The following is a 13764-nucleotide window of genomic DNA, read 5'->3' as shown; positions in this document are numbered from 1 at the left end:
GTCCACCCATTCGGTGTAGGCGGGCAGGCGGGCCAGTACTCCGAGGTCCACATGGTCACTCTCCGGGCCAGACCTTCTGATCGGCACGGGCCGGCCTGACTGTTACGCCCCACCTGGCCTGCTCACGACTGGCCTCGACACGAGCGTCGATCTTTCGCCAGTTGCCATCACTGCCCGTATCGGCCGACAGGTCGATCTTGAAATGATCGACCGGACCGTGCCCGACCGGCTGGTGGAACACCTCTTGCGGCTTGCCCCTGCGTGCGTTGAGCAGCGGGTCGTCCTCCGAGAACCGAGCCGGATCACGGGCTAGGACGGCCGACCGGGCGAACGCCAGCGCGTCCAGCAGATTGGACTTTCCGCTCGAATTTGGACCGACCAGGGCAAGGAACGGCGGCACGTCGAGGGTGAAGTCCAGGAAGGACCTGAACCCGTCGATCTCGATCCGTGTGAGCATGCCACCGTCCCTCCCTCGTCTACAGCGCGGGCGCCTTGGCCAGCAGCGGGCCGCCCCAGCGGCCCTCCAGGGCCTTCTCGACGGCGGCGCCGACGCGGTAGCAGCGGTCATCGGCCAGCACCGGGGCCATGATCTGCAGGCCCACCGGCAGGTCGTCCTCGTCGGCCAGGCCGCACGGCACCGAGATGGCCGCGTTGCCCGCCAGGTTGGACGGGATGGTGCACAGGTCGGCGAGGTACATCGCCATCGGGTCGTCCGCGCGCTCGCCGATCGGGAACGCCGTGGTCGGCGTGGTCGGCGACACCAGCACGTCCACCTGCTGGTAGGCGGCCTCGAACTCGCGCGAGATGACCGTACGCACCTTCTGCGCCTGGCCGTAGTAGGCGTCGTAGTAGCCGCTCGACAGCGCGTACGTGCCGAGCATGATGCGCCGCTTGACCTCCGGGCCGAAACCGGCGGCCCTGGTCAGCGCCATGACCTCCTCGGCGCTGCGGGTGCCGTCGTCGCCGACGCGCAGGCCGTACCGCATGGCGTCGAAGCGGGCCAGGTTGGAGGAGCACTCCGACGGCGCGATCAGGTAGTACGCGGGCAGCGCGGTCCTGAACGACGGGCACGAGATCTCGACGACCTTGGCCCCGAGCGACTCCAGGAGCTGGACGGCCTCGTTGTAGCGGGCCAGCACGCCCGGCTGGTAGCCCTCGCCGGCGAACTCCCTGACGACGCCGATCCGCATGCCGGCGACGTCGGGGTTGCGCGCGGCTTCGACCACGGCGGGCACGGGCTCGTTGACCGAGGTGGAGTCCATCGGGTCGTATCCGGAGAACGCCTCCTGCAGCAGCGCCGCGTCGAGCACGTTACGCGCGAACGGGCCCGGGGTATCGAGCGAGCTGGCGAACGCGATCAGCCCGTACCGGGACGAGCCACCATAGGTCGGCTTCATGCCCACGATCCCGGTCACCGAGGCCGGCTGCCGGATGGACCCGCCGGTGTCGGTGCCGGTCGACAGCGGCGCCTCGTACGCAGCCACCGCCGCGCTCGAACCACCCGACGACCCGCCCGGCACCCTCGTCAGGTCCCACGGGTTGTGTGAGACGCCGAAGGAGGAGTTTTCCGTCGAGGAGCCCATGGCGAACTCGTCGAGGTTGGTCTTGCCCAGGATGACCAGCCCGGCCGCGCGCAGCCGCGCGGTGACGGTCGCGTCGTAAGGCGGCCGCCAGCCCTCAAGGATCTTGGAGCCGGCCGTCGTCGGCATGTCACGCGTGACGAAGATGTCCTTGTGCGCCACCGGGACCCCGGCCAGCGGCCCGAGCTTCTCGCCCGCCCGGAGCCGGGCGTCCACATCGCGCGCCTGATCGAGCGTAGTCTCGCGATCGACGTGCAGGAACGCCTGGACCTTGGGCTCCACCTCGGCCATGCGGTCGAGATGCGCCTCGGCCACCTCAACGGCCGAAACCTCGCCACCAGCGATCATCGCCCCCAGCTCGGCGGCGGTCTTACGAATCAAACTCATGCCTCCTCCCCGAGGATGCGCGGCACCCGGAAGCGATCGTCCTCGACGGCGGGAGCGCCGGAGAGGGCCTGGTCAGGCGTCAGGCACTGCCGCACCTCGTCGGCTCGGAAGACATTGGTCAGCGGAAGCGCGTGCGACGAAGGCGGCACATCTTCCGCGGCGACCTCGGACACCTTCGCAACCGCCTCGATGATGGCATCGAGCTGGGTGGCGTAGTGGTCGAGCTCGTCGTCGGTGAGCGCCAGCCTGGACAACCGGGCCAGGTGTGCGACCTCGTCGCGGGTTATGGCGGACATGAGTCGTTGAACCCGTTTCGTGGATGGAATCTTTGGACACTGCCATCCTAGGGGCCTTGACGCCGCAGCCCCGAACCATTAACACCCTGGCAACACAGTCCCCATGCGTGGACCAGTCACCCGTAGAGCTCACCCAACCCAACGGTCCGCACGCCACGCTCCCCTGCCAGCGCGCTGTCGAATCCCACGCCGCTGTAACAGACCAGAACGGTGTCCCTCACGTCGTAGCCCTTGGCGTCGAGCAGATCCTTGGCCCTTCGGAGCCGGTCCACATGTCCAGAGCCTAGGGTCTTGCCCCATTTCACCTCGCCGAGCGAGAGCACGCGTTTGCGCTCGCCGGGCATGGCGGCCGCGAAGACCGCCACGTCGATCCGGATCTGCTCATGCCGCACCGGGTCGACGACCACTCCCGCGCCGATCTCGCCGGGATCTTCGTACGAGTCATCGTGCAGCAGGACGAACTGACGGCACATCTCCTCGAAGTGCGGCCCCAACACCTGGTCGCGGAATCTGGTCTGAGCATCCTTCCACACGACATCCGCATGGCCGCTCTCCAGTTGGCCCCAACGTGGGCGCATCACCGCTTGGTAGAAGGTCAGCAATGGCTCGGCGAGGTGATAAACGGACCGCGAGGGCCGGAAGACGTCGGGTTCTCGGCGCAGGATGCCACAGTCTTCGAGCACATTGAGATGATGACCGATATCAGTCATCTTCCGCCCGACGTAGGCTGCGATCCGGCTCCTTGTGCCGTTACCCACCGCAACCGCAGCCAGCACTGAGTGATACATCGCTGAGTCGCGTACTTCCGCCTCCTCTTCAAGGAGATAGCGCGCTTCTCTGAACAGGGGGGTCTCAGGGTTGAGCGCGGTCCGCTGCACCCAGTCGTCGAAGTCCTCCGGCCCCCGCGGCCTGTCGCGATTTGCGAAGGAGAGGTATGCGGGGGTCCCTCCCACCACAGCGTGAGTCATTACGGCCAGCCGCGGGTCCGTGATTCCCCAGTACGCCGCGGCGAGGCGGTAGTCGAAGGAACGCACCACGAGTTCCAGCACTGCCCTCCCACGCAGCGGCGCGTTGCCCGCCAGCAGGCGGCCCATCACAGACATCGCCGATCCACAAGAGCAGGGATACGGGAGCGTCCCTGGAGACCGCCCGATCGATCTCTCGCTGAATAATGGACGGAATAGCGGGCGCGACCTTGCTCAGATAGGGGAACTCGTCGATCACCATGAGGTCGCGCCGCTCGGCGCTGATCGCGAAGAGCTGCCTGATCGCCTTGTCCCAGTTCTCAAAGTAGAACGGGGCCGCCGCCCCAACGTGCTCAGCGAGTGCCTCAGCGAACATGTGCAGCGACTCGACGTCGGTGGCTTCTGTCGCTCCGAAATAGAAGCCGCCCGTCTCTCTGGCGAGAGCATCGACGAGGAAGGTTTTCCTTGCCGACGCCTCCCACTGACAACCCCCAACCGCGCACGCTGGTCGATTCGGTCCACGAACTTGGCCAGAGCCCTCCACTCCCGGTCTCGGGCGAAGATCCGCTCAGGCTTGTCGATCATCGTCGCCCCATAGGTAGAAGTACACTTCGACAAAGTATTCTTCTAAGAACTCTACTTCGGTATCGGTTTGTTCACGCTGAGCGACTGACTTCCGCCGGGTACTCGTATCCGATCTCCGCGCCCGTCTCGAAGTGCTCCTGGAGCCAGGCCGTGGCGTCGGCGGACGGCATGGGCCGGCCGAAGAGCCAGCCCTGGCCCACGTCGCAGCCCATCTCCGCCAGGCGTATCGCCACCTCATCGGACTCCACGCCCTCCGCGACCGAGCGCAGCCCGAGCGAACGCACCAGGTCCACGATCGAGCGTACGATCCGGTCGTCGCCCTCCGACTCGGCGATCCGGCGTACGAACGAGGCGTCGATCTTCACCTCCGACACCGCCAGGCCCTGGAGCCTGATCAGCGAGGAGTAGCCGGTGCCGAAGTCGTCCAGTGCCAGGGGCACGCCGAGGGTGGCCAGGGCCTTGATCGTCTCATGGGTGTAGGCCTGGTCGCCCGTCAGGATGCGCTCGGTGACCTCCAGTTGGATGGCCGCCGGCGGCAGCCCGTACTTGGCCAGGCCCACCTCCAGTTGCTCCGGCAGGGCCGAGTCGAGCAGGTCGCGGGCGGAGATGTTGACCGAGATCTGCACCCGCAGCCCCGAGTGCCACCAGCGGGCGGCCTGCTCCAGAGCGGCCTCGATGACGTACGCGGTGAGCTGCCGCATCAGGTAGGACTGCTCGGCCAGCGGGACGAACTCCGAGGGCGCGATCGGCCCGTGCGTCTGGTGGTGCCAGCGCAGCAGGGCCTCCACCCCCTGGACGGTGCCGGTGCCGAGGCTGACCTTGGGCTGGTAGTGCAGCCGCAACTCGTGGCTGTCGATGGCCCGGCGCAGGTCACCGAGCAGGTTGAGGCGTTCGGGCGAGTTGCGGTCCTTGTCCGGCTGGTAGAGCTCCACGCCGGTACGGGCCTCCTTGGCGAGGTACATGGCCACGTCGGCCCGCTGGAACAGCAGCTCGAAGTCGGGGGCGTGATCCGGATAAAGGGCGATCCCGACGGATCCGTCAACGTCGAAGGTCATGCCCTCCAGCCGCACCGGCTCGGACAGCGCCGCCCGCAGCCTGGCCGCGACCTCCCTGGCCGCCTGCGTGTCCCTGATCGAGGGCAGCAGCACGGCGAACTCGTCGCCGCCCAGCCGCGCCACGACGTCTCCGGGGCGTACGGAGTGGGTGAGCCGGTGCGCGACCATCTGCAGCAGCCGGTCGCCCACCGGGTGTCCCATCGTGTCGTTGACCTCCTTGAACCGGTCGAGGTCGAGCAGGAACAGGCCTACCCGCTCGTCATGGCGGGCCTCGGCCAGCGCCTCCTCCGTGCTGACGATGAGCAGCTTGCGGTTGGGCAGGCCGGTCAGCTCGTCGTGCATGGCCTGGTGGTCGCGGCGCATGGAGAGGGTGGCGGTGAAGTAGACGGCGAGCAGGGGGGCCACGAACAGCGGTACGAGTCCGGGCGAATGGTTCATCACGACGACGACCAGGGGCGCCAGGCCGAGCAGCCCGGTGTACACGAGGCTCTGCGGGCCGACCGTGGCCTTCAACACGCGCGTGATCGAACGCCGCTCGTGCAGCGCGACCGCGCCGCTCACCAGGGCGGCCCTGGTGGCGAAGTACGCGAACCCGGCCAGACCGATGGCCAGCAGGTCATCGCCCCCGGGAACCCACGGCACGGCCGGGGTCGGCACGATGCCGAACATCCCCAGCACCACGGCCGCCGCGGTCAGCGCCAGGGTCGACTGGGCGATGTTGAACATGACCCGATGCCACGACTTCCGCGTCACCACCCCGTTCATGGCCACGGCGACCGCCTGCATCAACACCGCGACCGACAACCCGAAGTGCAGCAACACGGCGAAGGTGAACATGGCGGACGGATAGGTGCCGCCCACGGCGGCCGCGGAGGACACCATCACGGGCCTCAGCTCGCCCAGGACCACCAGCACCGCCAGCACCCAGAACAACGGCGTGCGGGCCAGCTCCACCAGCTCGGCGGCATCGAGCCTGAGCATGGCCACCACGAGCGCGGTGAAGCCGATCACGGTTATGCCCGCGAGGAACGCCCACAGCGGTGTGCCGGCGCGTGGTCCAGTGTCGCGGGTGTCGGTTGGGTCAGTCATCGGTAACAGAACCCCCATTAGGTCACTATGGGAGGGTACGACCTTCACCCCACTTCGCGAAACCAAGCGCGTACGTTCCGTCACTTCTCCTTTCCGACATATACCCAAAAACCACCCTAGGTAGCAAACCGTTCACGCTCGCACACGTACGCCCCCAGCGGACCCCACGCGCCAAGCCGCCGGGTTTCGAAAGTGGGGATGCCCGGGAGAGCGATCGTCCTGCCAACCCCGCCGCCTGTGACCGGGCGGGCCGGATCAGGCGTGCCGGCGGGTGACGATGCCCACGACGGCCATCACGCGAGGCAGAGCCATCTCACAGGACCCGTCCGCCTCGTCAAACACCATCGAGCCTCGGGTGTGACAGCCGCCTCGCCGAACACCGTCAGGTCTCGGGTGTGGCAGCGGCCTCGGCAGCCGCCTCCGGCCCTTCCTTCAGCAGCACCTCGAACCCGGCCCCGTCAAGGATCGGCACCCCAAACCCGACCGCCTTGTCATACTTCGATCCCGCGTTCTCCCCCGCCACCAGGAACGAGGTCTTCTTCGACACCGACCCGGAGACCTTGCCGCCCCGGCTGGTCAGGGCCTCGGACGCCGAATCCCGCGTGTAGCCCTCCAACGTCCCGGTCACCACGAAGGTCAGCCCCTCAAGGATCTGGGGCCCCTTGTCGGGGGCGGGCTCGTCCTCCATCAGCACCCCGGCGGCCTTCCACCGGTCGATGATCTCCCGGTGCCAGTCGACCTCGAACCACTCCTTGATGGTGGCGGCCACTCGCGGCCCGATGCCCTCGACCTGGGCCAGCTCCTCCTCCGAGGCGTTCATGACGGCGTCGATCGAGCGCAGCTCGTTGGCCAGGTCGCGCGCCGTGGGCGGGCCGACGTGCCGGATCGACAGCGCGACGAGCACCCTGGCCAGCGGCGACTTCTTGGCCCGCCGCACCTCCTCGATGAGCTTCAGCGCATTCTGGCTGGGCTCGCCGTTGAGGTTGGAGAAGAACGTGACGACCTTCTGCTCGCCGGTCTTGGGGTCGATCTTCGGCAGGCCGTTGTCCTGGTCGCGGACCACCGACTTGATGGGGATGAGCTGCTCCAGCGTCAGGTCGAACAGGTCGGCCTCCGAGCGCACCACCGGCTGCTGCGGCGGCAGCGGCTGGGTGAGCGCGGTGGCCGCGACGTAGCCGAGGCCGTCGATGTCGAGCGCCGTCCGCCCGGCCGCGAAGTAGATGCGCTCGCGCAACTGCGCGGGGCAACTGCGCGCGTTGGGGCAGCGCAGGTCGGCATCGCCCTCCCGCTCGTAGGCCAGCAAGGTCCCGCACTCCGGGCAGTGCGTGGGCATGACGAACTCCCGCTCGGATCCGTCACGCAGCGCCTCCACCGGCTTGACGATCTCCGGGATGACGTCGCCCGCCTTGCGCAGCACCACGGTGTCGCCGATGAGCACGCCCTTCTTCACCACGATCGCGGCGTTGTGCAGGGTGGCCCGCTCGACCGTCGAGCCGGCCACCGAGACCGGCTCCATCACCGCGTACGGTGTCACGCGCCCGGTGCGCCCGATGCCCACCTGGATGTCGAGCAGCTTGGTGTTGACCTCCTCAGGCGGATATTTGAAGGCGATCGCCCACCGCGGGGCCCGCGACGTCGAGCCCAGCTCGCGCTGCATGCGGAAGTCGTCGACCTTCACGACCACGCCGTCGATCTCGTAGGCCGGGTCGTGCCGGTGCACGCGGTAGTGGTCGATGAACTCGTTGACCTCGGTGAGCCCGGGCAGCACCCGGTAGAGATCGCTCACCGGCAGCCCGAACTCCCGCAGCCGGTCGTAGACGTCGGACTGCGCCCGCGGCTCGGGCGAGCCCTCCCACAGCCCGATGCCGTGCACCAGCATGCGCAGCGGCCGCTGCGCCGTGATGCGCGCGTCCTTCTGCCGCAGCGTGCCCGCCGCCGCGTTGCGCGGGTTGGCGAACGGCTGTTTGCCCTGCTCGATGAGCTGCTCGTTGAGCAGGGCGAAGTCCTGGACCGGGATGTAGACCTCGCCGCGCACCTCGACCAGGCTCGGCACGCCCTCGCCGATGAGCCGGTGCGGGACCCCCTTGATCGTGCGCACGTTGGCCGTCACGTCGTCGCCCGTGCGCCCGTCGCCCCTGGTCGCGCCGCGCTCCAGCTTGCCGTCGCGGTAGACCAGCGCCACGGCCAGCCCGTCGATCTTGAGCTCGCACAGGTAGGGGCCGGGGTCGCGCTCGGCCAGCCGCTCGACCCGCGCCTGCCAGGCGGCCATGTCGGCGTCATTGAAGGCGTTGTCCAGGCTGTCCATCCTGTTGAGGTGCTGGACCTTCGCGAAGTCGCCCGAGACCGGCGCGCCCACCTTCTGTGTGGGCGAGTCGGGCGTCTGAAGCGACGGGTGCGCCTCCTCCAGCTCGAGCAGCTCCCGGAACCACGCGTCGAACTGGGCGTCGCTCGCCGTCGGATCGTCGAGCACGTAGTAGCGCCAGCGGGCCTCTTCGACCAGCTCGCTCAGCTCGGCATGCCGCTTGAGCGCGTCAACAGGCACGCCACCGACCTCGGACACGAAGGGCCCCCTTCCTTCAACACCCTGAGCAAACGCTACCGCCGGCCACCGACAGGAACACGCCTCAGCCGTCCTGGCTCTCCGGATCGTCCCTGAGCACCTGGGCCGCCTTCCGGCAGGCCGCCAGGGCCTCCCGAGCATAGCGAGGCGACGCCCCGGCCAGCCCGCACGCGGGCGTCAGCACGACCTGCCCGGCCAGCCGCTCGGCCGGGAAGCCCAGCCGCCGCCACAACTCCGTCACCGGCTTGGCCACCACTCCCACGTCGGCGATACGCGTGTCCGTCCCCGGCACGACCCCCAGGAAGAAGACGATCCCCGCCTCGACGGCCTCCCCCAGCTCGTCCTCGTCCCGCCGCCGCAGCAGGGACGCGTCCACCGAGACCCCCCGTACGCCGGCCGAACGCAGCAGGCCGAAGGGCACGGCGGGCGCGCAACAATGCACGACGGGAGCCTCGAACAGCCGCAGCGACTCCTCCACCCGCCACCCCTCCACGGCGGCCAGCCGCCCGAACCCGGAAGCGGTCGGCACCGTCCCCGCCAGCACCCCCGGCAGCCCCGGCTCGTCGAGCTGCAGAACGATCTCCGTCACCCCGGGCAGCCGCCGCCGCACCTCGGCGCAGTGATCGGCGACCCCCTGCGCCAGCGAGGCCGTCAGATCGCGTACGGCCCCCGCGTCGGCCAGCATCTTGTCCCCGTATTTGAGCTCGATCGCCCCGGCCAGCGTCCACGGCCCGCACACCTGCAGCTTCAACGGCCCGGAGTAGCCGTCGCCGATCTCCTCCAGCCCGTCGAGGTCCCGCCGCAGATGATCGACGGCCCGCTGGTGGTCGCGCCCCGGCCGATCGCTCAGCCGCCACCCGGACGGCCGCACCTCGACGGGCAGGTCGACGAGCAACCCCGCCGTCCGGCCGATCAGGTCGGCGCCGACCCCCCGCGCGGGCAGCTCGGGCAGGTACGGCAGCCCGGGCACCTCGCCGAACACGACCCTCGTCGCCTCAAGATGATCCTCGCCCGGGTGCGACCCCACCCCGGTGGCTTCCCACGTCAACATGGCACAAGCGTAGGCTCTGCCGAATGGAGCTCACCAAGTACGGCCACGCGTGCGTACGCGTCGAGAAGAACGGCAAGGTCCTGGTCGTCGATCCGGGCACGTTCACCGAGGGCCCGGTCCTCGACGGCGCGGACGCGGTCCTCATCACCCACGAGCACCCCGACCACGTGGACGTCGACCGGCTCAAGGCCGCCTCGCCCGACCTGGAGATCTGGACCTGCGAGGCCGTCGCCGCGCAGCTCACCGAGGTCCCGGCCGAGGTCCAGGTGGTACGCGACGGCGACGCCTTCGAGACGGCCGGTTTCCGGGTGCGGGTGTTCGGGGAGTGGCATGCCAAGAACCACCCGGACGTGCCCATCGTCCAAAACGTCGGATTCATGCTCGACGACGAGGTGTTCTACCCCGGCGACTCCCTCACCGTGCCGGCCGTGGAGGTGGCGACCCTCCTGGTCCCGACCAACGCTCCCTGGCTGAAGCTGTCGGAAATGATCGAATACCTGCGCGCCGTACGTCCGGCGAGGGCGTTCTCCACCCACGACATCCTGCTCAGCGACATCGGCCTGGCGCTGGTGGACGGCTGGCTGCGGATGGAGGCGGACAAGCAGCACGCCGACATGCGCCGCCTCGAAATCGGCGAGTCGGTCACGCTCGGCTGACCCACCCGACGACCGCGAAACCGGTCACACCCGGCGGTCAGGTGCGGGCTCGCTGCCCGGCGGCCGGTCAGGCCCGGACGGCGGAGACGATGGTCGCCGAGCCGATGACCGTGGCGCCGGAGTAGAGGACCGCGGCCTGTCCGGCCGCGACACCCGTGGCGGGCCGGTCGAGGTCGATGCGGAGACCGCCGTCGACCTCCTCGAACCGGCACCCGTAGACCTCACCGTGTGCCCGCAACTGCACCGTGAGGTCGTCGTGACGGGACGGGCCGTTCCAGACCGGCCGCCCGCAGGTGATCGTGGTCACCTCCAGCGCGGAGCGCGGCCCCACCGTCACCGTGTTGGACACCGGCTCGATCGACAGCACATAACGGGGCCTGCCGTCGGCGGCGGGCCGGTCGATGCGCAGACCCTTGCGCTGCCCCACCGTGAACCCGTGCGCCCCCTGGTGGCTGCCGACGACCTCGCCGCCCTGGTCGACGATCGGCCCCTCGGCCGCGCCGAGCCGCCCGGCCAGGAAGCCCCGCGTGTCGCCGTCGGCGATGAAGCAGATGTCGTGGCTGTCGGGCTTGTCGGCCACGGTCAGCCCGCGCCTCGCGGCCTCCTCGCGCACCTCGGCCTTGGTCGAATGGCCCAGCGGGAAGATCGCGTGGCTGAGCTGCTCGCGGGTGAGCACGCCGAGCACGTAGGACTGGTCCTTGCCCTGGTCGACGCTCCTGGACAGCACGCCGTCGGCCAGCTTGGCGTGGTGGCCAGTGGCGACCGCGTCGAAGCCCAGGGCCAGCGCCCGGTCGAGCACCGCCGCGAACTTGATCTTCTCGTTGCAGCGCAGGCACGGGTTGGGCGTGCGGCCCGCGGCGTATTCGGACACGAAGTCCTCCACCACGTCGCGCTGGAAGCGCTCGGCCATGTCCCAGATGTAGAAGGGGATCCCTATGACGTCGGCCGCGCGCCGCGCGTCGCGGGAGTCCTCGATCGTGCAGCAGCCCCTGGCACCCGTGCGGTGCGACTGGGGGTTGGCCGACAAGGCCAGGTGCACACCAGTGACGTCGTGACCGGCCTCGGCGATCCTGGCCGCGGCCACGGCGGAGTCGACGCCGCCCGACATGGCGGCAAGCACGCGAAGTCCCATGACCATTCCAGCGTACTGTCCGCGCGGGAGTGCGCGACCATGGGCTCGGTCTGGGAGTATTCAGCCCATGCGACTGTTCGGGCGCAAGGATGCGGAAGAAAAGGGCGACGGCGTCGCCGAGTTCTGGACGTGGTGGCAGGAGTCCAGGCCACGGCTCGACTCGCTGGTGGCCGCGGGCCTGGCGGCGGGTCCGGTGACGGGCTCGGCGGCAGGCAACGCCGCGGAGGGGCTGGAGGAGTTGCTCGCCCCGGCCGTGGCCGCGATCCATCCGGGCCTGGTGTGGGAGGTGGCCCCCGGCAGGAACGCCGCGCACGCGCTGGTGGTGACCGCGGCGGGCGACGCCGAGTTGCGCTCGCTCGCGCACCGCTGGGCCAGGGCGGCGCCGCCGTCGGACCTGCTGTGGGAGTTCCACCCGTCGCGGCAGGTCAATCCGCAGGCGCTGGAGCTCACGCTGGACGTGGGCGGCTACGAGTTCGCGCTCGACAAGCTGATGCTGGGCCTGCGCGTGCCGCGCAACCAGCCGCGGGTGGACGTGTCCGCCTACCATCCGATCTTCGGCGAGCTGGACGAGGACACCCGGCTGGAGGCCACCCTGCTGGCCCTCGACTGGCTGCTCGGCGAGGACGACGTGGCCAGGTGGGTGGGGGAGATCGCGCCGGCGACGTTCGAGCCGATCGACGCCGTGGGCGCCGTGCACCTGCCCTCGGTGGTCGCCGACCTGGCCTCTGGCTACAGCGGTGAGGAGTGGGTGCTGCTCGAAGGTCAGACCGCGAGCGGCGCGGCGCTCGTCGCCACCACCCGCCACCCGCTGCGCCCGGTCGACCATCCGCTGTTCGACCAGCACATCGCGATCACCCTCCCGTACACCCACCGCGACGAGAACGGCCTGCCGGTCGGCGAGTCACTGGTGGCGTTGCGCGACTTCGAGGAGCGCCTGGCCGCCCGCCTGCTCAAGCCGCACGGCGACGCCGTGCTGGCGGCGCACCTGAGCGCGGAGGGGCATCGCATCATCCACATGTACGCCGACCCGACCGGCGATGCCGCCATCCACGCCAAGGAGCTGATCGTGAGCTGGGAGGAGGGCGAGCCGAGGGCGGACGTGTCCGCCGACCCGGCGTGGTCCGCCGTGGCGGCCTTCCTCACCTGACCCGCCCGAACGGCCCCAGCCGGCCCGGACGAACCTCAGCCGACCCGCCCGAACGGCCCCAGTCTGGACAGACCCCAGCCGCCCCGGACGGCCTCAGCTGAGGCCGGCTCGGCGGGCCCGCTCGACGGCTGCCGGGAGCACCTCGATCAGGCGGTCGACGTCGTCGGGGGTCGAGGTGTGGCCCAGCGTGAACCTGAGCGAGCCCCGCGCCGCCGCCGGCTCCGCCCCCATGGCGAGCAGCACGTGCGACGGTTGTGCCACACCCGCCGAGCAGGCCGAGCCCGTCGAGCACTCCACGCCCTTGGCGTCGAGCAGCATGAGCAGCGCGTCGCCCTCGCAGCCGGGGAAGCAGAAGTGGGCGTTGCCGGGCAGCCGGTCGGCCGGGTCGCCGTTGAGCACGACGTCCGGGATCGCCGCGCGTACGCGCTGGATGAGGTCGTCGCGCAGCGACGTGAGGCGGGCGCTCAGGGCCTCCTGCTCCTGAACGGCGGTGCTGACGGCGGCGGCGAACCCGGCGATGGCGGGCGCGTCGAGCGTGCCCGAGCGCACGTCGCGCTCCTGACCACCGCCGTGCTGCACGGAGACCGGCGTCAGCCCTCTGGTCAGCAGCAGCGCGCCGGCGCCTATCGGACCGCCGATCTTGTGGCCGGTCAGCGTGAGCGCGTCGGCCCGCGAGGCGGCGAACGACACGGGCACCTGCCCCACCGCCTGGACGGCGTCGGTGTGGAAGGGGATGCCGTGCTCGTGCGCGACGGCGGCCAACTCGGTGACGGGCTGGACCGTGCCGACCTCGTTGTTGGCCCACATGACGCTGATCATGGCCACGCCGTCGGGATCGCGCTCGATGGCGGCCCGCAGCGTGTCGGCGTGCACCCGGCCCGCCCCGTCGACCGGCAGCAGCTCCACCTCGGCGCCCTGGCTGTCGGCCAGCCAGTGGGCCGGGTCGAGCGCGGCATGGTGCTCCACCGAGCTGATCAGGACGCGCCGCCGCGGCCGGCGTGCCCAGTAGAGGCCCTTGATGGCGAGGTTGTCGGCCTCGGTGCCACCCGAGGTGAACACGACCTCGCTGGGCCGGGCGCCGAGCGCGTCGGCGATCGTCTCGCGTGACTCCTCCACCACCCGGCGCACCTGGCGGCCGGCGGCGTGCAGCGAGGACGCGTTGCCAACGCGTTTGAGCTGCCCCGTCATGGCCTCGATCGCCTCGGGCAGCATGGGAGTGGTAGCCGCATGATCAAGATAGGCCGACGGTCTGGTCACGTGC

General features: G+C 69.9%; 11 protein-coding genes. 2 read left to right on the top strand and 9 right to left on the bottom strand.

What is annotated here, in order from left to right:
- Nucleotides 1-55 precede the first annotated feature (55 nt).
- The 7 genes from ABGB18_RS16820 to ABGB18_RS16790 form a co-directional block, all read right to left on the bottom strand.
- Nucleotides 56-457, bottom strand: a complete 402-nt coding sequence (locus tag ABGB18_RS16820) for an AAA family ATPase (protein ID WP_347696435.1) — start codon at nt 455-457, stop codon at nt 56-58.
- A gap of 19 nt (nt 458-476) precedes the next feature.
- Nucleotides 477-1967, bottom strand: a complete 1491-nt coding sequence (gene gatA, locus ABGB18_RS16815) for an Asp-tRNA(Asn)/Glu-tRNA(Gln) amidotransferase subunit GatA (protein WP_347696434.1) — start codon at nt 1965-1967, stop codon at nt 477-479.
- Complete coding sequence (gatC, locus tag ABGB18_RS16810) at nt 1964-2263, bottom strand: Asp-tRNA(Asn)/Glu-tRNA(Gln) amidotransferase subunit GatC (RefSeq protein ID WP_347696433.1); 300 nt, start codon at nt 2261-2263, stop codon at nt 1964-1966. Before gatC ends, gatA begins: the two co-directional genes overlap by 4 nt.
- A gap of 116 nt (nt 2264-2379) precedes the next feature.
- Entirely contained in the window at nt 2380-3366 is a 987-nt protein-coding gene (locus tag ABGB18_RS16805) for a hypothetical protein (protein ID WP_347696432.1), read from the bottom strand.
- 518 nt (nt 3367-3884) lie between these two features.
- Nucleotides 3885-5957 (bottom strand): EAL domain-containing protein, encoded by a 2073-nt coding sequence (locus tag ABGB18_RS16800; RefSeq protein WP_347696431.1) that lies wholly within the window; start codon nt 5955-5957, stop codon nt 3885-3887.
- A gap of 382 nt (nt 5958-6339) precedes the next feature.
- Complete coding sequence (ligA, locus tag ABGB18_RS16795) at nt 6340-8517, bottom strand: NAD-dependent DNA ligase LigA (protein ID WP_347696430.1); 2178 nt, start codon at nt 8515-8517, stop codon at nt 6340-6342.
- Between the two features lie 64 nt (nt 8518-8581).
- On the bottom strand, nt 8582-9568 hold the full coding sequence (locus tag ABGB18_RS16790; RefSeq protein ID WP_347696429.1) for a methionine synthase: 987 nt from the start codon (nt 9566-9568) through the stop codon (nt 8582-8584).
- Nucleotides 9569-9591: 23 nt separating this feature from the next.
- Between ABGB18_RS16790 and ABGB18_RS16785 the strand changes: the two genes are divergently transcribed.
- Nucleotides 9592-10224 (top strand): MBL fold metallo-hydrolase, encoded by a 633-nt coding sequence (locus ABGB18_RS16785; protein ID WP_347696428.1) that lies wholly within the window; start codon nt 9592-9594, stop codon nt 10222-10224.
- A gap of 67 nt (nt 10225-10291) precedes the next feature.
- Here ABGB18_RS16785 and mnmA read toward each other — a convergent pair whose 3' ends face one another.
- Nucleotides 10292-11356 carry a tRNA 2-thiouridine(34) synthase MnmA gene (gene mnmA / locus ABGB18_RS16780; RefSeq protein ID WP_347696427.1) on the bottom strand — a complete coding sequence of 355 codons (1065 nt, stop codon included), beginning with the start codon at nt 11354-11356 and terminating at the stop codon, nt 10292-10294.
- Nucleotides 11357-11423: 67 nt separating this feature from the next.
- On the opposite strand from mnmA, the gene ABGB18_RS16775 reads away from it, so the two are divergent.
- Complete coding sequence (locus ABGB18_RS16775) at nt 11424-12503, top strand: DUF695 domain-containing protein (protein ID WP_347696426.1); 1080 nt, start codon at nt 11424-11426, stop codon at nt 12501-12503.
- A 93-nt stretch (nt 12504-12596) separates the two neighbouring features.
- Here ABGB18_RS16775 and ABGB18_RS16770 read toward each other — a convergent pair whose 3' ends face one another.
- Nucleotides 12597-13760 (bottom strand): cysteine desulfurase family protein, encoded by a 1164-nt coding sequence (locus tag ABGB18_RS16770; protein WP_347696425.1) that lies wholly within the window; start codon nt 13758-13760, stop codon nt 12597-12599.
- Between the last annotated feature and the right edge of the window lie 4 nt (nt 13761-13764).

Source organism: Nonomuraea sp. B12E4, assembly GCF_039871825.1.
Lineage (GTDB): Bacteria > Actinomycetota > Actinomycetes > Streptosporangiales > Streptosporangiaceae > Nonomuraea.
This window is presented reverse-complemented; position numbering and strand designations above follow the sequence as displayed.

Coding starts and splice junctions, on each gene's coding strand:
- ABGB18_RS16775 (WP_347696426.1), top strand. CDS start 11,424: ATGCGACTGTTCGGGCGCAAGGATGCGGAAGAAAAGGGCGACGGCGTC.
- gatC (WP_347696433.1), bottom strand. CDS start 2,263: ATGTCCGCCATAACCCGCGACGAGGTCGCACACCTGGCCCGGTTGTCC.
- ABGB18_RS16790 (WP_347696429.1), bottom strand. CDS start 9,568: ATGTTGACGTGGGAAGCCACCGGGGTGGGGTCGCACCCGGGCGAGGAT.
- ABGB18_RS16820 (WP_347696435.1), bottom strand. CDS start 457: ATGCTCACACGGATCGAGATCGACGGGTTCAGGTCCTTCCTGGACTTC.
- ABGB18_RS16805 (WP_347696432.1), bottom strand. CDS start 3,366: ATGTCTGTGATGGGCCGCCTGCTGGCGGGCAACGCGCCGCTGCGTGGG.
- ABGB18_RS16800 (WP_347696431.1), bottom strand. CDS start 5,957: ATGACTGACCCAACCGACACCCGCGACACTGGACCACGCGCCGGCACA.
- gatA (WP_347696434.1), bottom strand. CDS start 1,967: ATGAGTTTGATTCGTAAGACCGCCGCCGAGCTGGGGGCGATGATCGCT.
- mnmA (WP_347696427.1), bottom strand. CDS start 11,356: ATGGGACTTCGCGTGCTTGCCGCCATGTCGGGCGGCGTCGACTCCGCC.
- ABGB18_RS16785 (WP_347696428.1), top strand. CDS start 9,592: ATGGAGCTCACCAAGTACGGCCACGCGTGCGTACGCGTCGAGAAGAAC.